Source organism: Proteus sp. G2675, assembly GCF_963886535.1.
Lineage (GTDB): Bacteria > Pseudomonadota > Gammaproteobacteria > Enterobacterales > Enterobacteriaceae > Proteus > Proteus mirabilis.
On record NZ_CAWPCB010000009.1, the window covers coordinates 200,160 to 221,455 of the forward strand.

The following is a 21,296-nucleotide window of genomic DNA, read 5'->3' on the forward strand; positions in this document are numbered from 1 at the left end:
CGGTGATAAGAGTGTAAATTGAATGCGTATTGAGTTGTCTATTTTAATCTATTGTATTTTATGGTGTTGTGCTTTTTTTTCTGTAGCGAATGAAAGTCATATCGATCCCCCTGTACCAGTAGATTTACCGACAGAAACACAACTTAGAGATCAATTACTACAACAAAATGACAATGTCTCTTTAGTGAACTTAGCACCACAAAATAAAAGGGAATTTATCACACCTTCTGTACATTGTTTTTCAATCAAACAGGTAAAACTCCATCATCTCGATGAGTTTTCTTCCCCATCACTGCAACGCCAAATGGCAAAATGGCAAGCTGAATTAGTTGGGCATTGTCAGTCACAGGCATTGTTAGAACAAGATATCAATATTCTGAATGCGCTGCTTTATGATGCAGGTTATGTGACTAGTGAGGTGGGTAAAGTTGATCTTTATGCCGATGACGAGGTATTGGATATCACATTAAATGTCGGGAGAGTGCAAGACATTGTTTCCGAAGCCCCGACAGATAAACGCTATTTGATTTCACAGGCAGTGCCTGTCAAAAAAGGTGATGTTTTAAACGTTAAAGATATTGAACAGGGGGCTGACAATTTCAGATCCCGTCCTAATAGTAATGTCAAAATTCAGATAGAACCCTCGTCAAAAGAACATGAGTCAATTATTTCTCTTTCTCAAGTGGGGAAAAGGACAATGGCAGGCTCGGTATCGATTGATAATAAGGAGCAGAAAATTTACGGAGATCTATTTGGTACTACAAGGCTAAGCTTTGGTAATCTAGCGCAACTTAATGATACTTTAATGGTTATTCTTTCTAGTCAACTCGATACCTTAAAATCAAGAGGCATCAAAAAGCAGATCTTTTTATGGCAAGTACCTTATCATTATTGGCGTGTGACATTATTTGGTTATGATATTGGTTCAAAAATGAGAGTCTCTGAAGTGACAAAAGAGTTACAAAAAACGCGTCAACAGCTTCTTTCTTTTGAGATCCAGCGCCAATTTAGACCTTCAACACAGCGTACGGTGACTTTAAGTGGTGGAATACAATATTACACTTATCGCAATGAAGTGTCAGGCTATCGCTTATCAGTCCATGAGCGTCGCAGTCCTTATGTTAATGCGGGTATTGAGCAAAATTATCGCTTTATGAGAGGGGGTTACCTTAATGCTAAACTTCATTATAAGCAGAGTGTTTTTATTCCTGGCGCAAGACTATCACCGATAGATTCCCTTAATGGTGTACCCATTTTTAATCTTAATTTTGATGCATTAATTCCTTTTAAAATCACTTCACAGCAATTTTTTTATCAACCAGAAATGATATTTCAACTGACTCGCTCAGATATTGATGGATTACTTGATAAAGCAACCATTGGTGGTCTGTATAGCGTGTATGGTTTTGAGTCCGGCAAAGGTTATTCTGATGCCAATCAGTTTGTTTCCCGGCATAAGGTTACTTGGCTTACACCCTTGAATAACCAAATGCTATTTTCCGCCATAGATTATGGTTCCGTTTCAGAAGATAGAAAAAACATTTTTTATAATAAAAATAAATATTTAGTTGGTGCGGCAATAGGATTAGAAGGTAGCTTTAAGAAACTAAGTTATCAGTTAGTATGGAGCATACCGTTATCAGCCCCTTCTAGTCGAGAAGCAACAGGATCGCAGTTTAATTTTAATACCCAATTTAACTTCTGATTATGGAGGTTTATTTTATATTTTTTACTACTGTTTTTATAAATTATTTAATAAATAACTATAGATTATTAGCTTATATAGCATACTAGTAGTCAAAGAGAGAAAAAGGTATTTTTCTCTCTTTGGATTAACGGAGTATTGCGCTGATTATCTTCTATATACTGGTGTTATTCTTCACTACTAACAGAATAAACCACCCACTTCTTTGTTTCATTTCAATATATTCGTTTAATATTTAAGCGTTCAATCACAAAATATCGTTTTTTTTAAAATAGTCATTTAACTTAAGACTTACTTAATGTGTGGTTTAATTCTCTACCATTAAATCAATTTGTCCAATTTTTATCCTGTAATTGTTTGGTATTTGTTTCGTTTATGTTTGCAACTTGTTCATTTTGGCGTAAAGCCCCTTATTGACGGAAACGAATACAGTTGGTTAATTGAACAATGACAAAATAAAAAGGTATTCCGTTTTTAAACAGGAAACCAAAAAACACAACAGAATAATGACGGAGAATAATGATGAGAAGCTCCAAAAAACAGACAGGGTTGCTAACCGCTACAATCGGCTTACTCGCTTTGGCTATTTCAGCGGGTGTGCAAGCGAAAACATTAGTGTACTGTTCAGAAGGCTCACCGGAAGGATTTAACCCCCAACTATTTACCTCAGGTACGACTTATGACGCAAGCTCAGTACCGCTTTATGATCGCTTAGTTGAGTTTAAACTCGGCACCACTGAAATTACTCCCGGCTTAGCTGAAAGTTGGGAAGTGAGCGATGATGGTAAGGTGTATACTTTCCATTTACGTAAAGGGGTTAGTTGGCATAGCAACAAAGAGTTTAAGCCCACTCGTGAATTTAACGCAGATGATGTGATATATACATTTATGCGTCAAATGGACCCAAATCATCCTTATCATAAAGTCTCTGGTGGAAGTTATGAATATTTCACTGGGATGGATATGAATAACATGATCGAGAAGATCGAAAAAGTGGATGACAATACGGTTCGTTTTGTACTTACCCGTTCAGAAGCGCCTTTCTTGGCTGATATGGCAATGGACTTCGCATCTATTCTTTCTGCCGAGTATGCAGATAATATGATGAAAGCAGGGACTCCTGAGAAAGTGGATCTCAATCCTATTGGTACGGGACCTTTCCAACTGCAACAATATCAAAAAGACTCACGTATTCTTTATAAAGCGAATGATAAATATTGGGGGAAAAAACCTGATATAGATCGTTTAGTTTTCTCTATTACGCCAGATGCTTCAGTTCGTTATGCCAAATTACAAAAGAACGAATGTCAGGCAATGCCTTACCCAAATCCTGCTGATATCGCCAAGATGAAACAAAATAAAGATATCCAGCTACTGGAACAACCCGGATTAAACGTGGGGTATATCTCTTTTAATGTGGAGAAAAAACCGCTCGATAACCAAAAAGTACGCCAAGCATTAAGTATGGCGGTGAATAAAGACGCCATTATTGAAGCTGTCTATCAAGGTGCAGGTCAGAAAGCGAAGAATCTTATTCCACCGACAATGTGGGGTTATAACGATGATATCGTCGATTATGAATATAACCCTGAAAAAGCCAAAGCATTGCTAAAAGAGGCCGGCCTTGCAGATGGCTTTACTATCGATTTATGGGCGATGCCAGTGCAACGGCCATATAACCCTAATGCTCGCCGTATGGCTGAAATGGTACAAGCTGACTGGGAAAAAATTGGTGTGAAAACCAAGATCGTCAGTTATGAGTGGGGTGAATATCTGAAACGTGCTAAATCAGGTGAACACCAAGCTGTGATGATGGGCTGGACGGGAGATAACGGTGATCCTGATAACTTTTTTGCCACACTGTTTAGTTGCGCTGCGAAAGAGCAAGGCTCTAACTACTCGAAATGGTGTTATAAGCCGTTTGAAGATCTGATCCAGCCTGCGCGGATCACGGCAGATCACGATAAGCGTGTTGAGTTATATAAGCAAGCTCAAGTGGTGATGCATGACCAAGCGCCAGCACTGATTATTGCTCACTCCACGGTATATGAACCAATCAGTAAAAAAGTAGAGAACTATGTGGTCGACCCATTAGGTAAACACCACTTTAATAATGTCTCTCTAAAATAGTCGTGATATTAACGAGCTGAGTTATCTTTACCACGGTACTTCTCTGAGCGTTTAGAGAAGTACCGCTATCCAATAATAATCAATACATTCAGTACACTGTGAGCGCAGGGGCTTTCCCCTGATTTATCAGCGCTATCTTTTAGCTGATGTGTAAAAAGAGAATTAGGATATGCTGCAATTTATCCTTCAGCGTTTGGGGCTCGTGATCCCAACGTTTATCGGAATTACGTTATTAACCTTTATTTTTGTCCATCTTATTCCGGGTGATCCGGTCATGATTATGGCGGGAGAGCGTGGATTATCACCAGAGCGTCACGCTTATTTAATGGCGGAATTAGGACTAGATAAACCGCTATGGCAACAATATTTAAATTACCTTAACGGCATTATGCACGGTGATTTAGGTATTTCACTAAAAAGTCGTATTCCTGTCTGGGATGAATTTTTGCCACGATTTAAAGCAACCTTAGAGTTAGGTATTTGTGCCATGATTTTTGCTGTTTCAGTGGGCATTCCCGTTGGGGTGCTTGCGGCAGTAAAACGAGGTTCTATTTTTGATCATACGGCAATCAGTGTGTCACTTGCAGGATATTCTATGCCTATCTTCTGGTGGGGGATCATGCTGATTATGCTCGTTTCAGTGAAGCTTGATCTAACACCTGTATCAGGCCGATTGGCGGATAGTGTCTTTCTAGATGATAGCTATCCACTAACGGGATTTATGTTGATTGATACGCTCTTTTGGGGGGAAGAAGGTGATTTTCTTGATGCGCTACACCATATTATTTTACCGGCCATTGTGCTTGGGACTATTCCATTAGCGGTTATTGTGCGCATGACGCGTTCGGCAATGTTGGAAGTATTGGGAGAAGACTATATTCGCACTGCCAGAGCAAAAGGATTAAGTCGTGCACGAGTGATTTTGATCCATGCATTACGTAACGCAATGTTACCTGTTGTGACGGTGATTGGTTTACAAGTTGGTACGATGCTAGCCGGAGCGATACTGACAGAAACTATTTTTTCATGGCCGGGGTTAGGTCGCTGGTTAATTGATGCTCTACAACGTCGAGACTACCCTGTTGTTCAAGGGGGAGTATTGCTCATTGCCACTATGATCATTTTCGTGAATCTATTAGTGGATGTGCTATATGGCATTGTTAACCCACGTATCCGTCATAAGAAATAAGGAGTGCATCATGGCTGAAAATAACGTAACACCGGTCATTAGTGCACCGGTGCCAATGACCCCCTTTCAAGAGTTCTGGCACTATTTCAAACAAAATAAAGGGGCGGTTGTTGGCTTAATTTATATTGTCATTATGCTGTTGATAGCGGCCCTTGCAGGCGTTTTAGCGCCTCATGCACCCAATGAGCAGTTTCGTGAGTTTCTTCTAACGCCCCCAGTATGGCAAGAAGGAGGAAGCTGGAGTTTTATTTTAGGCACTGATGATGTTGGGCGGGATATTCTCTCTCGCTTAATGTATGGTGCGCGTCTTTCATTACTCGTTGGTTGCATTGTCGTTATACTTTCACTGATTTTAGGCATTATTTTAGGTTTAATGGCCGGCTATTTTGGTGGCATCGTTGATATCGCCATTATGCGCGTAGTCGATATTATGCTGGCATTACCCAGTCTTTTATTAGCATTAGTGTTAGTGGCTATTTTTGGGCCTTCGATTATTAATGCTTCAATCGCTTTAACCTTTGTTGCCCTACCTCATTATGTTCGACTGACGCGTGCGGCAGTGTTAACAGAAATTAACCGTGATTATGTTGTGGCGTCTCGTGTTGCGGGAGCAGGCTCTATACGCCAAATGTTTATCAATATCTTGCCTAACTGCCTTGCTCCTTTAATTGTGCAAGCCTCTTTAGGTTTTTCTAATGCCATCTTAGATATGGCTGCCTTAGGTTTTTTGGGAATGGGCGCACAGCCACCGACACCAGAATGGGGAACCATGTTATCTGATGTACTGCAATTTACCCAAAGTGCATGGTGGGTAGTGACTTTTCCGGGGTTAGCTATTTTGTTGACGGTTTTAGCCTTTAACTTAATGGGTGACGGTCTACGAGATGCACTCGATCCAAAATTAAAGCAGTAACGGAGTAAGAGCATGGCGTTATTAAATATAAATCAATTATCAGTTCACTTTGGTGATGAAGATACTCCGTTTAAAGCGGTAGACCGGATCAGTTATCAAGTAGAAGAAGGTCAAGTAGTGGGCATTGTTGGCGAGTCAGGCTCAGGGAAATCAGTCAGTTCATTAGCGATTATGGGGCTTATTGATTTTCCCGGTCGAGTATCAGCACAAGCCTTGCAATTTGATGGACGTGATCTGATGCAAATTTCTGAATCTGAACGTCGTGATTTGGTTGGTGCTGAGGTTGCCATGATATTTCAAGATCCGATGACAAGCCTTAACCCTTGTTTTACGGTCGGTTATCAAATTATGGAGGCCCTCAAAGTTCATCAAGGAGGAAGTCATCGTACGCGTAAACAGCGGGCGATTGATCTATTAACGCTGGTGGGTATTCCTGATCCCGCATCACGTTTAAATGTTTATCCTCATCAACTGTCGGGTGGAATGAGCCAACGGGTGATGATTGCGATGGCAATTGCTTGCCAACCTAAATTATTGATTGCTGATGAGCCAACTACTGCTCTTGATGTCACCATTCAAGCGCAAATTATCGAGCTATTACTTGAATTACAAAAACAAGAAAATATGGCGTTAGTGTTAATTACTCATGATTTGGCATTAGTTGCAGAAGCTGCAGATACCATTATTGTGATGTATGCAGGGCAAGTTGTTGAATCAGGCCTCGCAACAGAAATTTTCAAAGCGCCTCGCCATCCTTATACGCAAGCTTTATTAAAAGCATTACCTGAATTTGCGAGTGATAAAGCTCGGCTTGAGTCATTACCGGGCGTGGTTCCGGGACGTTATGATAGACCGATGGGGTGCTTACTTAATCCTCGTTGCCCCTATGCACAGGATACTTGTTTTCAGATAGAGCCAGAATTGAAAGAGATGGGTAAACATCGAGTGAAATGTCATACACCATTGGATGATACAGGGAGACCAACATATGGCTAATGTTAATCCGAATACTGCAGTGCCTTTATTAAAAGCGGTTAATCTTGCCAAATATTACAGCGTTAAAGGTGGACTTTTTACGAAGGAAAAAACCGTTAAGGCACTAGATGGCGTCTCTTTTGAGCTCGAGCGAGGAAAAACGTTAGCCGTGGTTGGAGAGTCTGGCTGTGGTAAGTCTACTTTAGGTCGATTATTAACGATGATTGAAGTACCAACCTCAGGAGAGCTTTCATACCAAGGGCAAAATTTATTAGTTAAAGATAAATCAGCGGAAAAATTACGGCGCCAAAAGATCCAAATTGTCTTTCAAAATCCTTATGGATCATTAAATCCACGTAAGAAAGTGGGGCAAATATTAGAAGAGCCTCTATTAATTAATACCACGTTAAGTGCACAAGATCGTAAAGAAAAAGTACTTTCTATGATGGCGAAAGTAGGTTTAAAGGCTGAGCACTATAGTCGTTATCCGCATATGTTTTCAGGAGGACAACGCCAACGTATTGCTATCGCCCGTGGTTTAATGCTTGAACCTGATATTGTGGTTGCTGATGAGCCTGTATCTGCCCTAGACGTTTCTGTGCGAGCTCAGGTGCTTAATTTAATGATGGATCTCCAGCAAGAGATGGGACTTTCTTATGTTTTTATTTCCCATGATCTTTCCGTTGTTGAACATATTGCAGATGAAGTGGTGGTGATGTATTTAGGGCGCTGTGTTGAAAAGGGCACTAAAGCACAGATATTTGAAAACCCACAACATCCTTACACCCAAGCGTTATTATCAGCAACACCAAGATTAACACCGACATTAAGGCGAGAGAGAATTAAATTAACGGGTGAATTACCTAGTCCGTTAAATCCACCACCAGGATGTGCTTTTGCTGCTCGTTGTCGGCGCGCATTTGGAATGTGTACACAATTACAACCGACTTTAAAAGAGTATCATGGGCAGTTGATTGCTTGTTTTGCCGTAGAGCAAGATCACGGCGAGTTTTAATCAATAGATTGATAAATTTGGTTTATAAAATAAGAACAATGATATTATGTGTTGTTCTTATTTTTATATGACTAGCGTTTCTTATTATTTAGTCTCCCTTTAAATTTACTAAATAAAAGGGACGTTATGTTTTATAAAAAATTGCCATCATTAAATCTTCTAGTTATCTCTATTTCATTTGCTTTTATACATAATAGTGCAGTAGCCAATAACGTTATTGTAGATGCAGGAAAATCTGCAAACACAACAGTGAGCAAGAATGGAGATGGTTCAGAAACTATTTCTATCAACAAAGCAAACGATATGAATTTATCAGTTAACTATTTTGAACAATTTAATGTTGGAAAAGAAGGCGTTAATATTGATAATAGCGAGGCAAAAGCAAAAGTTATTCTTAACGAAGTGACTTCAAAAAAAACGAGTTCATTAGAGGGTAAAATCTCTGTTTTAGGACAAGATGCAGAATTGATTATCGCCAATCCAAATGGAATTGATTGCTACGGATGTCAATTTTCAGGTTCAGATAAGGTGATGTTAATTTCAGGGAAGTTAGATAGTATTACAGGCAAAAAAATTTACTTATCAGATGGTTATGTTAATCTAAAGAATGTTAATAATTTCAATGAAAAACAAACAATCAATGTTTTTTCTAATCGTATTAATATATTGGGTAAAAATAAAATCCCAGTTTTTAATGTGATCAATGGCTATGAAACGGTTAGTTTTGTTGATTATGATTGGAAAGGTGACCAAGGAAAAGAGCTATCTAAAGATAACCAAGAAGGTCTCTCTATTTTAGAAAATAGTTCATTAAAAACAGATCTTTTCTCTCTACAAGGTGGCATTTTTAATCTTGATGGGGATCTAATCACTAAAAAAATCAATATCATTCGTAATAAAGAAATTAATGCTAATGAAAAATCAGTATTCGGAATTATTAATAAAAAAAATGAATTTAGAGCATATAATGAAGTAGATCTAATGTTCATGTTAGCATCTATGAAGTTATATTTTCTTGAAATAGATGCAAAAAAATCAGCTGAAATAGCATTAGAATTAGAGGCATTAGAAGAAAAAATAATGGAGTTAGAGCCTCATAATATACATAAAAATAGACTAAAGAAAATAAGAGAACTAGCTACTGAAGCTAGGAGAGTTGCTGATCAACAGCAAGCAGAATATAACAAGATCCAGAGTGCTGTTCTTAAAATCGATGAAGCTAAACAAGCAGAAAAAAGAAAGTTGGAGGCTGAGGGTAAAGAAATAGGATCAGCACTTCAATATATAGAAAGTGACAATATTAACTTTAAAGGTAAACTAGCTATTATAAATAGCGAAGTTTTATTTAATGGGAGAAATATTAATGTTGATATTGATAAAACAACTTCTTATGTCAGAAATTCTGGTGTCTCATTTAATGCCCATCAAGATAATAACTACTCGGGTAGATTTGCGCTGAGAAATAGCAGTATCAGATTTTTAGGTTATCGAAATATCCCGATAGGAGATGGTAACGACAATAATAGCTTAGATAAAAATAAGCTTAATGATATTAATTTAAATAAACTATCTATGCTTGGTTTTGGTCAAATTTTTGCACATGGAGATAACATAAATATAACAGATGTTAAATTTAAAGAAAGGCCTTCAGACGATGGATTAAGCAAAACTTATATAGATTTGATAGCTGATAATGAAATTAATATTAAGGGTCAGTTTAAAACTTCTTTAATTAATGAATATAGCTTATTTAAGTTCGCTAGCAAGATAACGGAGAATGATAAGGTTATTTTCGATATTAATCCACATAAAACTAAATAATTTAAATGATGATATTTAATAATAACAATTAAAAGAGTAATAAAATTATCATCTAAAAAAGATGAATATTATCTGGCTATTTGAGTTTATAGCCAGATAATTCTTTTTATTGATTTTAACCTAAGTAGAGATGCAGGCTTTCGTGTGTTTTTTCTTTATTGATTGTGATACATAATCGAAAAAATACAGTATAATCACCGTTGTTCAAGCATGGTTACTGGAAATAGCACTGATGAAACCTCATCTCAAACGTTCACTAACAATCAAACAGATGGCAGCTGTTGCAGGTGTCACGTTGGTGACTATTGCTATTTTTATTAGTATTCAGCTTGTTTATTTGATTGATCAACGCCGAGAAGATTATCAAAATCAGCTATTTAATGCGGCAGTCAGTATACAACAACCGCTAGCTGATGCGCTATTGCGTTCAGATTTAAATGATGCCAAACAACTGATCATTAGTTTAAAAACGACCGGGATACTGGGTAAAGCGATTGTGACACAACCCGAAAATGTTCAGGTGATGAACTTAGATTTTGCACCGAAAAAATCAGTTTCTCAATTTTCACGTTGGCTGTTTGGCATCCCTGTTGAAGTGACTATCCCTTTACAGCCTTTAGGTATTACCTCCGCTGACGATAAAGCCTATACCAGTCATCTTATTTTACAGGCAGATACTAACCGTTTTTATCGTTTTGCGAGTAATACTGTCGCACTGATGTTGACGACTTATTTATTAATGGGCCTTATCCTCACTATTGCAATTAGCTGGTGTATTAATCGTATTATGGTAAAACCGTTGCGCCACATTGCTGTGACTCTTAATAAAAGTAATCAGGTTTCGATGTTGTCGTGTTCAGAATCTCATCGTGATGATGAGATTGGTTTGCTGATTAAAGGATATAATCAACAAAAATCTGATCAAAAAGAGTCAGATATCTGAACCTTCTTACACCACTATGACTCTAATCACGTGAGTGATTTTATTTTAGCGTTCTGTGGTGATAAAGATGACAACGCAACATACAGACATTTTACATCTAACATGTCTTCCGGCATTTATTGTTAAACCTCATAAGTGGTTTAATACCAAGGATTAATAAAACAGAGGTTCACATGCAGGGTGCAATGACACGAATTTTATTGGGAAGCGTTATGTTCAGCGCTGCTATTTGTCAGGTTCAAGCTGAAGCACTGCAGCCTGATCCTGCTTGGCAAGAAGGGCGACTCGTAAATGGTTTCCAATGGCAAATTTTACAAACACCACAACGCCCAAATGATAGGATCCAAATTCGCTTATTAGTGAATACGGGCTCTTTATCAGAAAAGCGCAGTGAAACAGGGTTTTCATCTCTGGTGTCAAAACTGAATGTGTTAGAAAACACCGGATTAACACCAGAAAAACGCGATAATCTTTGGAAAAATGCATTCGATCCTGATTATCCATTGCCACCGATGATCGTCTCTTATGACTTTACGGTTTATAACTTAAGCTTGCCTAATAACCAGCCTGAATTATTAAAAGATGCCTTTGCATTATTGGCGGGCATAGCAAAACCGGCACAATATACAGAAGATGCGGTTCGAAATGCGATTCAATCACCGCTTCCGGTGGTGACTTTTCCCGCTAATATTGATGATCCTATCTGGCGTTCACGTCTAGAAGGCTCAAATCTAAAAGGCCATAATCCAGGTAAACCGGTTAATCATTCGGTAAATACAAAAGAGTTATCAGATTATCAACAGCGTTGGTATACCCCAGATATGATGACATTATATATTGCCGGTAATGTTGATAATCGTATCTTAACCGAAAGTATTAATCAGGCATTTTCTTCTCTGGAAGGAAAACGCGTGACACCTGTGCCTGTGCCCGTTCTTGCCGATATGAAACCAGAAACATTGTATGTGCAAGAACCCATGCGAAAAAATGACCAAATCTCTCTTATTTGGGATCTAGATTGGTCACCAGTGAAAGATTCTGACACACTGAGCCGTTATTGGTTAAGTGATTTAGCGCGTGAAGTGATTTTTGTGCACTTAGGTCGTAGTCTCGAACAGCGTAAAGAAAAAGAAAGTACGCAAGTGAATATCGATTGTCGAGTGCAATATCAACGAGCCAGTTGCTCGTTAAATGTTGATACAGCAACGGCAAATATTCCTGCACTTGCCACTTGGGTGGGGGAAGAGCTTGGCGAATTACGTAATCAAGGTGTCAGTGATGAATTGTATCAAGATTTACTTCAAGAAAAGCAAATTCAACTCACTCAATTGTTTGCGCGTTATGCCAAAACAAGTACTTCTATCTTAATTAATCAGCGTTTATTGTCTCAGCAAAGCAATATTATTGATATTCCACCAGAGCAATATCAGCGTTTACGCCAAGCATTTTTAGCGGGTTTAACGAAAGAGATGTTAAATCAAGAGTTATCGAGAATTCTATCTGAGGATATCACTTTTGTATTAACGCAAAGTAGCGAGACGCCAACGGTAAACTTGGGTGAATTGCGTGTGCAATTTGAAAAGCAAGTTCACCCAGAAACAGCGAATAGCTCAAACACGGCTAAAACATCGTTAACTACTGGTGAAAAAGCTTCGGTGCAGGCAGATGCACAACAGACAAAATAGATAAGTAGTACGGCATTAACTTAATAAATAAAAGCTGGAAATAGCCTAACGCTATTTTCAGCTTTTTTATCGTTATATGTTAAACCGCTAGCTTATTTTTTTGCACTGGCACGTAAATCGGTTACTGTTTTACCACCTATCCCCCAGTTATCTGTATCAACTTCATCGATAACGACGACAGTTGTCGCAGGATTTTTGCCTAACACATCCACTAAAAGCTGTGTTGCCCCAGCAATTAATTGTTCTTTTTGTTCTGCTGTTGCACCTTCGCGGGTAATTTTAATATTAACGTATGGCATTTATTTTTCCTTATTACGTTTTACATTATTGATAGGTGGTTAATGCAGGGAATTAACCCTATCTCGTGAGGTTACAATTTTAGGTGATAGATTGCGTTTCACTCTTGTGTTTTTCTTTGCGCATATTAGGTCCATCTGTTGCAATCCAAGCGGCACAAAAGAGTGTTAGTCGTGCAAAAAAGTAGAAGAAAGCCATTAAACCAATCACAGAGCCAAAAGCTGCACCAGAAGGTGAACTGGCTAATCTAGGTAATAACCATGTCATCACCGACTTTAAGATCTCAAAGCCAATTGCGGCGATAAGCGTTCCTTTTAATAATGAGATACGTTTAGGTTGGTGACGAGGTAAGATCCACAATATCCACAAAAATAACAGATAATTGGCACTAATAGAGATAGTTAAACCAATGGTTGTCCAAGCAGGTGTGAGCCATTCAATACCATCTAAACCTAATGTATGCACAATCAATTTTTGTGCGGAGCCAGCAACGGAGGTTAGTGTAATAGTGATAACAAGTGCAACAAGTAAACCGATAAGGGCTAAAAAATCGCGAAAATAACGAAAGTAAATTTTTTCTTGATCTTCTTTGTTGCGTTCCCATATCGGGCGAGATTGAGCCAAAATGGCTTGGCGTAAGTTTCCGACCCAGTTAACACCAGAATACAAGGCGATGGCTAACCCTGTTAAACCTACGGTTGTACGTTGACGAACCGCAGTATCAATACTTTGTTGAACGGTTGAGGCTAAAGTTGGATCATCAATACTATTGGCAACTCCCGTAATTAATTTGGCCAACAAATCAGGGTTTGAAGCTAAAATAAAACCCGCACAAGCAAAAGAGAGCATTAGTACAGGAATTAATGATAAAAATGAGAAGTAAGTGATAGCCGCACCAAACTGGTTTCCCATTCGGTCAGTAAAACGCTCTGCCGCTCGAATAAGGTGAGCAATAAAGGGAATGTTGGTAACAAAATTAGTGAATTTTATACCAATACCAATGGCTTTTTTTCCACCATGAAGCCCTTTTTCTAACCCATGCTTAATGGGCTGAGTCAGTTGAGTGTTTTTATTGGATGCCTTTTTCTGTGTCTCTTCTGACATATATCCTCTTTAATTAAATCAGTCCATTCTTAAGAATTGAGTACTATTATGATAATGATTATTGAAAAATAGCATAAGGTTATGCCTATTACATAACTTAATGCTTATTATCATTAGCTATCTATTAGGGTAGCAGAGTTGTCTGCTTTGGCTTAAGTATGATGATATTTTTAACAGTTATGCGCTTTTTATCTAAGCAAACCTATGATTAGCAGGTAGTTCGAATGAATAATAATTCCCATTATATGGCTTAATATAATGGGAATTTACGGGGCATTATTTTTTTGTGAGTAGCTCTAACTCTTCTTCAGCTGCTTTCAACTCAGCTTTTGCTTGCGCAAGTTTATCTTCTCTTTTAGTAATTTTATCGCGCTCTCCCTTAAGTTGCGCTTCTTTTAATTCTAATTCACGCTCTTTCACTTCCAGTTGTTTTTCACGTAATTCTAGGCGGGTATCTTCAACAACCTTTTCTGGAGTGCAATAACGTTCTACTTTATTAAGTGCTCGCTCTAAGCCTTGTACTCGATATTGATTACCATGCATTTTGGCATAGTCGATTTGTCGTTGAATATTCTGTTTTTTGATGTCACAACCATTAACCGCTGTTTCTGCTGATGCATAACTAGCTGTTAAACTAAGAATAATTGCAGTAAAAATATATTTTTTCATTCTATTCCTTTATCTGACTTAAGTTAAATATTGATTTATCATAACCTCTGCCTGCCAAGACTCAATGTTTCTTTTTCTTTCAATAAAGAAGTTCAGCTTTTTCTGATACACTTAGCTTATTCACTCTTTTCAGAGTAAGTTAATTACTTTGCTATGCCCATTTCTAACGGAAGATAAAGAATGCTGAGCTATCGTCATAGTTTCCACGCTGGCAACCACGCCGATGTATTAAAACATATTGTTCAAACCCTGATTATTGAGTCTTTAAAAGAGAAAGAAAAACCGTTTCTTTATTTGGATACTCATGCTGGCGCTGGACGTTATCAGCTCACCAATGCACATGCGACTCGCACGGGAGAATACTTAGAAGGCATTGCACGCTTATGGCAACAAGAAGAGGTGCCTGAACTTATCTTGCCTTATTTGGAGGCGGTCGGTTCGTTAAATACATCTGATGAGTTACGTTATTATCCCGGCTCTCCTTTATTGGCTGCTAAATTATTGCGTGAGCAAGATCTGTTAATGCTAACTGAATTACATCCTACCGATTTCCCTTTATTACGTACTGAATTTTCTCGCGATAAACGTGTGAGAGTGTGTCGGGAAGATGGCTTTGGACAATTAAAATCAAAACTCCCTCCCGCCAGTCGTCGTGGGTTTGCTTTAATTGATCCACCTTATGAACTTAAACAAGATTATAGTGCGGTTGTTAAAGGCATTGTGGAAGGCTATAAACGTTTCGCCACTGGGACCTATGCAATTTGGTATCCTGTTGTGCATCGCCAACAAATTAAACGGATGCTAAAAGAGCTAGAGGCCACCGGTATTCGTAAAATTCTGCAAATTGAGTTGGCAGTGAAACCAGATAGTGATCAACTAGGTATGACAGCATCAGGTATGATTGTTATTAACCCACCTTGGAAATTGGCATCACAAATGGCATCTATCTTGCCTTGGCTACATAAAACCTTGGTTCCTGAAGGTACTGGACACACATTAGTTGAATGGGTTGTACCAGAATAAGTCATTTATTACTGTTTTACCTATTACTGTAAAAGCGAAAACCTAACCTGCTAAGTAATAAAATTTGTCATAATAGACTTTATTACATGAAAGAATTAGCCTGTTAGGTACCTATTTTTCTACAGATAAATGGATTAGATCAATTATGAGCAAACATTACGATTATATCGCCATTGGTGGCGGTAGTGGTGGCATCGCATCAATCAATAGAGCGGCTATGTATGGCCAAAAATGTGCATTAATTGAAGCGAAAGCGCTAGGTGGCACTTGCGTTAATGTCGGTTGTGTCCCGAAAAAAGTGATGTGGCATGCTGCGCAAATTGCCGAAGCAATTCATCAATACGGTCCTGATTATGGTTTTGATACTACAGTAAACCGTTTTGATTGGGATACATTAATCAGTAGCCGTACTGCTTATATTGATCGTATCCACCAATCTTATGAACGTGTATTAGGTAATAATAAAGTTGATGTTATCCAAGGCTTTGCCCGTTTTGTTGATGCGCATACTATTGAAGTAAACGGTGAAAAAATTACCGCAGATAATATACTTATCGCCACGGGAGGCCGTCCTATTCAGCCAAACATTCCAGGGGCTGAATATGGTATTAACTCTGATGGTTTCTTCGAACTTAGCGCATTACCAAAACGTGTTGCTGTTGTGGGTGCCGGCTATATTGCTGTTGAATTAGCGGGTGTATTAAATGCGTTAGGGAGTGAAACACACTTATTTGTGCGTAAACATGCACCATTACGTAGTTTTGATCCACTAATCGTCGATACGCTGGTGGAAGTCATGGAAGCGGAAGGGCCTAAATTACACACCCATGCAGTTCCTAAAGCTGTGGTTAAAAATGCCGACGGTAGCTTAACGTTACAACTTGAAAATGGCTTAGAGCAGACGGTAGATACTTTAATTTGGGCGATTGGTCGTGAACCTGCTACAGATAATATCAATTTAGCGGCTACGGGTGTTAAGCTAAATGAAAAAGGGTATATTCAGGTTGATAAATTCCAAAATACCAATGTGCCCGGTATTTATGCCGTAGGTGATAATACAGGTGCGGTAGAATTAACCCCTGTTGCGGTAGCCGCTGGACGTCGTTTATCAGAGCGATTATTTAATAATAAACCTAATGAACATTTAGATTATACCAATATTCCAACAGTGGTATTTAGTCACCCAGCTATTGGTACTGTGGGTTTAACGGAACCTCAAGCTATTGAGCAATATGGCGCTGAGCAAGTGAAAGTCTATAAATCTTCTTTTACTGCCATGTATAGTGCAGTGACACGCCATCGTCAGCCTTGTCGGATGAAATTAGTCTGTGTGGGTGCTGAAGAAAAAATTGTCGGAATCCACGGTATTGGTTTTGGCATGGATGAAATGTTGCAAGGTTTTGCAGTGGCATTAAAAATGGGTGCCACGAAGAAAGATTTTGATGATACTGTTGCTATCCACCCAACGGCGGCGGAAGAATTTGTGACAATGCGTTAATTTTTTCACATTTAATTAAAAAGCGAGTACTACTATAGTGGTATTCGCTGTTTATTTTAGCTAATCGTGCTATCGAGTCTATTTATTTTATCTGCATAAATGGTCGCTTTAAATACAACATCAGTCGTTAAATGTTAATAAAATATTTATACCCTTTCTTATCAATACCTCCATCTAAGACATACTTTTCCTTTTAATTCAAGTTAATACTTATTTCGACTCTTTTGTTCCACTTTATTATCAATAGGTTTTTTTTTATAAGTAACCATAATGTTTCTAATGGTATTATGTCTTATTAGTATTATTAACAAATTATTATATTCATTAACATTATAATAAAACATGATATTATAAAGCCTCTAAAAAATAATCTAATAACAATATAAATAGTAAGACTATTACTGAGGTAAAAGATGAACATTTCAAGGAGAAAGCTACTTTTAGGTGTTGGTGCTGCGGGCGTTTTAGCAGGTGGTGCGGCTTTAGTTCCAATGGTTCGCCGTGACGGCAAATTTGTGGAAGCTAAATCTAGAGCATCATTTGTTGAAGGTACGCAAGGGGCTCTTCCTAAAGAAGCAGATGTAGTGATTATTGGTGCCGGTATTCAGGGGATCATGACCGCTATTAACCTTGCTGAACGTGGTATGAGTGTCACTATCTTAGAAAAGGGTCAGATTGCCGGTGAGCAATCAGGCCGTGCATACAGCCAAATTATTAGTTACCAAACATCACCAGAAATCTTCCCATTACACCATTATGGGAAAATATTATGGCGTGGCATGAATGAGAAAATTGGTGCAGATACCAGTTATCGTACTCAAGGTCGTGTAGAAGCGCTGGCGGATGAAAAAGCATTAGATAAAGCTCAAGCGTGGATCAAAACAGCTAAAGAAGCGGCAGGTTTTGATACACCATTAAATACTCGCATCATTAAAGGTGAAGAGCTATCAAATCGCTTAGTCGGTGCTCAAACGCCATGGACTGTTGCTGCATTTGAAGAAGATTCAGGCTCTGTTGATCCTGAAACAGGCACACCTGCACTCGCTCGTTATGCCAAACAAATTGGTGTGAAAATTTATACCAACTGTGCAGTAAGAGGTATTGAAACTGCGGGGGGTAAAATCTCTGATGTGGTGAGTGAGAAAGGGGCGATTAAAACGTCTCAAGTTGTACTCGCCGGGGGTATCTGGTCGCGTTTATTTATGGGCAATATGGGTATTGATATCCCAACGCTCAATGTATATCTATCACAACAACGTGTCTCAGGGGTTCCTGGTGCACCACGTGGTAATGTGCATTTACCTAATGGTATTCATTTCCGCGAGCAAGCGGATGGTACTTATGCCGTTGCACCACGTATCTTTACGAGTTCAATAGTCAAAGATAGCTTCCTGCTAGGGCCTAAATTTATGCACTTATTAGGTGGCGGAGAGTTACCGTTGGAATTCTCTATTGGTGAAGATCTATTTAATTCATTTAAAATGCCGACCTCTTGGAATTTAGATGAAAAAACACCATTCGAACAATTCCGAGTTGCCACGGCAACACAAAATACGCAACACTTAGATGCTGTTTTCCAAAGAATGAAAACAGAATTCCCAGTATTTGAAAAATCAGAAGTTGTTGAACGTTGGGGTGCCGTTGTGAGTCCAACATTTGATGAATTACCTATCATTTCTGAGGTCAAAGAATACCCAGGCTTAGTGATTAACACGGCAACAGTGTGGGGTATGACCGAAGGCCCGGCAGCGGGTGAAGTGACCGCTGATATTGTCATGGGCAAGAAACCTGTTATTGATCCAACGCCGTTTAGTTTGGATCGTTTTAAGAAGTAAACCCTTGTTTTACTGTAATTAAACACATTAAGGAGTTTTCATGCGCTATAAAAGTCTACTTGTTGCTTTACCTTTCGTGTTCGGTGTAGCAAGTGCAAATGCAGCGGAGAATGTTGTGCATCATAAATTAGACGGTATGCCTATTTCAGAAGCAGTTGAAATTAACGCAGGTAATAATCTGGTTTTCTTAAGTGGTAAAGTGCCTACTAAGAAATCCGCAGATGCACCAGAAGGTGAATTAGCTTCTTACGGTAATACCGAAGAGCAAACTATTAATGTTTTAGAACAAATCAAAACTAACCTGAATAACCTTGGTCTTGATATGAAAGACGTGGTTAAGATGCAAGTATTCTTAGTTGGTGGTGAAGAGAATAACGGCACTATGGATTTTAAAGGCTTTATGAACGGTTATTCTAAGTTCTATGACGCTTCAAAAACCAATCAATTACCAGCACGTTCAGCATTCCAAGTGGCTAAGTTGGCTAATCCAGCATGGCGTGTAGAAATTGAAGTGATTGCAGTTCGTCCTGCTAAATAAAGACCCCCTGTATTTTACCTTATTTTAAGGTAAACCAATTTTATAAAACGCTGGAGAAGGGCAACTTTCTTTAGCGTTTTTTTATTTTGTAGATTGACCATCTAGTTTAATGAGGCATTAGTATCATTAATTTATTTTATTCAGTTTGCTATATTTTCTTGCCATAAACTTATCTATATTTTTCTAGGTTAATCTAATCCCTACATATGATCTAATATTAATTAAGGCACCCTTCCTTTTTTACGATGTTATCTTTGTGAGGTGATGATATGTCTAGTGCTTGGTGGAAAGAGGCCGTAGTTTACCAAATATATCCGAAGAGTTTTTTTGATAGTAATGGTGATGGGATTGGTGACTTATCGGGGATCAACGAAAAATTAGATTATATACAATCCTTAGGAACCAACGTTATCTGGTTATGTCCGATTTTTAAATCTCCGATGAAGGATAATGGTTATGATATTGCTGACTATTCTATCGTCGATCCTATTTTTGGCGATAATAAAGCGCTAGATAATTTAATCAGGGAAGCGAAAAAACGCGATATTAAAATCTTACTCGATTTAGTATTAAATCATACTTCCAATGAGCATCCATGGTTTAAATCCGCGCTTAGCGATCCCAATAGCCCTTATGCTGATTATTATATTTTTAAACAATGGGATAAATCGATACCACCAAATAATTTACGTACCTACTTTGACTGCTCTGTTTGGAGTCGTGTTGAAAATACTGATCGTTGGTATTTTAATTCGTTCGGTCCTGAACAACCGGATTTAAATTGGGAGGAGCCACAATTACGCCAAGATATTATCGATATGATAAACGTCTGGATCAAAAAAGGTGTTGCTGGATTTCGTATTGATGCTATTGGTAATTTAAAAAAATCACCTGAAGCCTTGTCGGTACATCACTTCGAACCTGATAAAGATGATGGTAGCGCTTCATTAGTACCTTGGGTATTGAACCAACCGGGGATAGATAAATTTTTAACTGAATTAGCAGAAAAAACGTTTAAGCCCGCTAACTGTATGACGGTTGCTGAAATTGATGTACCAGAAAAAGATCTACAGAATTATGTAGGGGAAAATGGCTATTTTTCAATGGTATTCGATTTCAGTATTGCTGATCTAGATATTTATCATCAAAAACCATTCACAACAGCGCCTATTACTGGTGAAAAATTAAAACCTGTCTTTATCAAAAGTCAATTAGACACCCAGCGTGTAGGTTGGGGAGCTCCTTATCTTGAAAATCATGATCAACCGCGTTCATTAAATAAATTTATTCCTAAAGAGACGATTGACTCCATCAGTGCCAAAATGTTAGCCACTTTTTTATTAACACAACGCGGCACACCCTTTATTTATCAAGGGCAAGAAATAGGTATGACAAATTGTCCTATGACGCTTGAAGAACATAATGATCTGCATGTAGCCAAATTATATGAATGGGGTAAAAATTTGGGTTATAGCGATGAACAGATGATGGCATATTTTAATGATCGTAGTCGGGATAATTCAAGAACTCCTTTTCAGTGGAATAATAAGAATAATGCGGGCTTTACGGTAGGAAAACCGTGGCTAAAGATAAACCCGAATTATAAAAAAATTAATGCAGAGCAACAACGTCAAGATAAAACTTCTCTTTTTGCTTATTACCAACAACTAATTACATTAAGACGTCACTCAGAAATCAGCGATATTTTAATTTATGGGATATTCACACCACTTACTGCTCCTGATAATGTGATTGCCTTCAAGCGAACTCATCAAGAAAAATCCGTTAATATTTACTGTAATTTTAGTCAGGAAGAAAAAGTATTGTCGGTAAGTATCGAACACCTTTATCTGCATAACAGTCCAATAGTGACAAATAAACAAGGTGATCTTGTTCTCCAGCCCTATCAGGCTGTCATTTTTTCTTAGTATGTTATTTTCGTTGGTCACAAAGAAG

The 21,296-nt window shown here is 38.2% G+C and carries 17 protein-coding genes; 14 read left to right on the forward strand and 3 right to left on the reverse strand.

Annotation, left to right across the window (positions count from 1 at the left end; all coding sequences use genetic code 11):
• Window positions 1-22: 22 nt before the first annotated feature.
• From AACQ49_RS02575 to AACQ49_RS02615, 9 genes are all read left to right on the forward strand, one after another.
• Window positions 23-1,705, forward strand: coding sequence for a ShlB/FhaC/HecB family hemolysin secretion/activation protein (locus tag AACQ49_RS02575; protein WP_049219547.1), 1,683 nt, complete (start codon window positions 23-25; stop codon window positions 1,703-1,705).
• Between the two features lie 522 nt (window positions 1,706-2,227).
• The gene (dppA, locus tag AACQ49_RS02580; protein ID WP_004249098.1) at window positions 2,228-3,835 is read left to right on the forward strand and encodes a dipeptide ABC transporter periplasmic-binding protein DppA; all 1,608 of its coding nucleotides are present in this window, start codon (window positions 2,228-2,230) and stop codon (window positions 3,833-3,835) included.
• 169 nt (window positions 3,836-4,004) lie between these two features.
• On the forward strand, window positions 4,005-5,024 hold the full coding sequence (gene dppB, locus AACQ49_RS02585; RefSeq protein ID WP_004246841.1) for a dipeptide ABC transporter permease DppB: 1,020 nt from the start codon (window positions 4,005-4,007) through the stop codon (window positions 5,022-5,024).
• 10 nt (window positions 5,025-5,034) lie between these two features.
• Window positions 5,035-5,937, forward strand: a complete 903-nt coding sequence (gene dppC, locus AACQ49_RS02590; protein WP_004249100.1) for a dipeptide ABC transporter permease DppC — start codon at window positions 5,035-5,037, stop codon at window positions 5,935-5,937.
• Window positions 5,938-5,949: 12 nt separating this feature from the next.
• A complete protein-coding gene (gene dppD, locus AACQ49_RS02595) occupies window positions 5,950-6,933 on the forward strand; it encodes a dipeptide ABC transporter ATP-binding protein (RefSeq protein ID WP_004250066.1) in 984 nt (327 codons plus the stop codon).
• Window positions 6,926-7,927 (forward strand): dipeptide ABC transporter ATP-binding subunit DppF, encoded by a 1,002-nt coding sequence (gene dppF / locus AACQ49_RS02600; protein WP_036895743.1) that lies wholly within the window; start codon window positions 6,926-6,928, stop codon window positions 7,925-7,927. The genes dppD and dppF overlap by 8 nt, the downstream gene beginning before the upstream one ends.
• A gap of 126 nt (window positions 7,928-8,053) precedes the next feature.
• Window positions 8,054-9,748, forward strand: a complete 1,695-nt coding sequence (locus tag AACQ49_RS02605) for a two-partner secretion domain-containing protein (RefSeq protein WP_161778878.1) — start codon at window positions 8,054-8,056, stop codon at window positions 9,746-9,748.
• Window positions 9,749-9,980: 232 nt separating this feature from the next.
• Window positions 9,981-10,691: a HAMP domain-containing protein gene (locus tag AACQ49_RS02610; RefSeq protein ID WP_004246847.1), complete on the forward strand. Its 711-nt coding sequence runs from the start codon at window positions 9,981-9,983 to the stop codon at window positions 10,689-10,691.
• Between the two features lie 212 nt (window positions 10,692-10,903).
• Window positions 10,904-12,376 carry an insulinase family protein gene (locus AACQ49_RS02615; RefSeq protein WP_237612796.1) on the forward strand — a complete coding sequence of 491 codons (1,473 nt, stop codon included), beginning with the start codon at window positions 10,904-10,906 and terminating at the stop codon, window positions 12,374-12,376.
• A 92-nt stretch (window positions 12,377-12,468) separates the two neighbouring features.
• Here AACQ49_RS02615 and AACQ49_RS02620 read toward each other — a convergent pair whose 3' ends face one another.
• From AACQ49_RS02620 to AACQ49_RS02630, 3 genes are all read right to left on the reverse strand, one after another.
• Window positions 12,469-12,675, reverse strand: coding sequence for a 2-hydroxymuconate tautomerase family protein (locus AACQ49_RS02620; RefSeq protein ID WP_004246849.1), 207 nt, complete (start codon window positions 12,673-12,675; stop codon window positions 12,469-12,471).
• Window positions 12,676-12,754: 79 nt separating this feature from the next.
• Window positions 12,755-13,777, reverse strand: a complete 1,023-nt coding sequence (gene yhjD, locus AACQ49_RS02625; protein WP_004246850.1) for an inner membrane protein YhjD — start codon at window positions 13,775-13,777, stop codon at window positions 12,755-12,757.
• Window positions 13,778-14,053: 276 nt separating this feature from the next.
• Window positions 14,054-14,446 (reverse strand): DUF1090 domain-containing protein, encoded by a 393-nt coding sequence (locus tag AACQ49_RS02630; protein ID WP_004246851.1) that lies wholly within the window; start codon window positions 14,444-14,446, stop codon window positions 14,054-14,056.
• Between the two features lie 180 nt (window positions 14,447-14,626).
• Between AACQ49_RS02630 and AACQ49_RS02635 the strand changes: the two genes are divergently transcribed.
• From AACQ49_RS02635 to AACQ49_RS02655, 5 genes are all read left to right on the forward strand, one after another.
• The gene (locus tag AACQ49_RS02635; RefSeq protein ID WP_004246852.1) at window positions 14,627-15,469 is read left to right on the forward strand and encodes a 23S rRNA (adenine(2030)-N(6))-methyltransferase RlmJ; all 843 of its coding nucleotides are present in this window, start codon (window positions 14,627-14,629) and stop codon (window positions 15,467-15,469) included.
• Window positions 15,470-15,614: 145 nt separating this feature from the next.
• A complete protein-coding gene (gorA, locus tag AACQ49_RS02640; protein ID WP_004246853.1) occupies window positions 15,615-16,967 on the forward strand; it encodes a glutathione-disulfide reductase in 1,353 nt (450 codons plus the stop codon).
• Window positions 16,968-17,380: 413 nt separating this feature from the next.
• Complete coding sequence (locus AACQ49_RS02645) at window positions 17,381-18,802, forward strand: NAD(P)/FAD-dependent oxidoreductase (protein ID WP_004246855.1); 1,422 nt, start codon at window positions 17,381-17,383, stop codon at window positions 18,800-18,802.
• A 40-nt stretch (window positions 18,803-18,842) separates the two neighbouring features.
• Window positions 18,843-19,340, forward strand: coding sequence for a RidA family protein (locus tag AACQ49_RS02650; RefSeq protein ID WP_004246856.1), 498 nt, complete (start codon window positions 18,843-18,845; stop codon window positions 19,338-19,340).
• A 269-nt stretch (window positions 19,341-19,609) separates the two neighbouring features.
• Window positions 19,610-21,268, forward strand: a complete 1,659-nt coding sequence (locus AACQ49_RS02655; RefSeq protein ID WP_161778880.1) for an alpha-glucosidase — start codon at window positions 19,610-19,612, stop codon at window positions 21,266-21,268.
• The last annotated feature ends 28 nt before the right edge of the window (window positions 21,269-21,296 follow it).

Excerpts from the sequence above, each read along its gene's own strand:
- dppD (WP_004250066.1), top strand. The coding sequence starts at position 5,950 with ATGGCGTTATTAAATATAAATCAATTATCAGTTCACTTTGGTGATGAA.
- dppC (WP_004249100.1), top strand. The coding sequence starts at position 5,035 with ATGGCTGAAAATAACGTAACACCGGTCATTAGTGCACCGGTGCCAATG.
- AACQ49_RS02575 (WP_049219547.1), top strand. The coding sequence starts at position 23 with ATGCGTATTGAGTTGTCTATTTTAATCTATTGTATTTTATGGTGTTGT.
- AACQ49_RS02655 (WP_161778880.1), top strand. The coding sequence starts at position 19,610 with ATGTCTAGTGCTTGGTGGAAAGAGGCCGTAGTTTACCAAATATATCCG.
- AACQ49_RS02615 (WP_237612796.1), top strand. The coding sequence starts at position 10,904 with ATGTTCAGCGCTGCTATTTGTCAGGTTCAAGCTGAAGCACTGCAGCCT.
- yhjD (WP_004246850.1), bottom strand. The coding sequence starts at position 13,777 with ATGTCAGAAGAGACACAGAAAAAGGCATCCAATAAAAACACTCAACTG.
- dppF (WP_036895743.1), top strand. The coding sequence starts at position 6,926 with ATGGCTAATGTTAATCCGAATACTGCAGTGCCTTTATTAAAAGCGGTT.
- AACQ49_RS02610 (WP_004246847.1), top strand. The coding sequence starts at position 9,981 with ATGAAACCTCATCTCAAACGTTCACTAACAATCAAACAGATGGCAGCT.
- AACQ49_RS02635 (WP_004246852.1), top strand. The coding sequence starts at position 14,627 with ATGCTGAGCTATCGTCATAGTTTCCACGCTGGCAACCACGCCGATGTA.
- dppA (WP_004249098.1), top strand. The coding sequence starts at position 2,228 with ATGAGAAGCTCCAAAAAACAGACAGGGTTGCTAACCGCTACAATCGGC.
- AACQ49_RS02650 (WP_004246856.1), top strand. The coding sequence starts at position 18,843 with ATGCGCTATAAAAGTCTACTTGTTGCTTTACCTTTCGTGTTCGGTGTA.
- AACQ49_RS02620 (WP_004246849.1), bottom strand. The coding sequence starts at position 12,675 with ATGCCATACGTTAATATTAAAATTACCCGCGAAGGTGCAACAGCAGAA.
- AACQ49_RS02645 (WP_004246855.1), top strand. The coding sequence starts at position 17,381 with ATGAACATTTCAAGGAGAAAGCTACTTTTAGGTGTTGGTGCTGCGGGC.
- gorA (WP_004246853.1), top strand. The coding sequence starts at position 15,615 with ATGAGCAAACATTACGATTATATCGCCATTGGTGGCGGTAGTGGTGGC.
- AACQ49_RS02630 (WP_004246851.1), bottom strand. The coding sequence starts at position 14,446 with ATGAAAAAATATATTTTTACTGCAATTATTCTTAGTTTAACAGCTAGT.
- dppB (WP_004246841.1), top strand. The coding sequence starts at position 4,005 with ATGCTGCAATTTATCCTTCAGCGTTTGGGGCTCGTGATCCCAACGTTT.
- AACQ49_RS02605 (WP_161778878.1), top strand. The coding sequence starts at position 8,054 with ATGTTTTATAAAAAATTGCCATCATTAAATCTTCTAGTTATCTCTATT.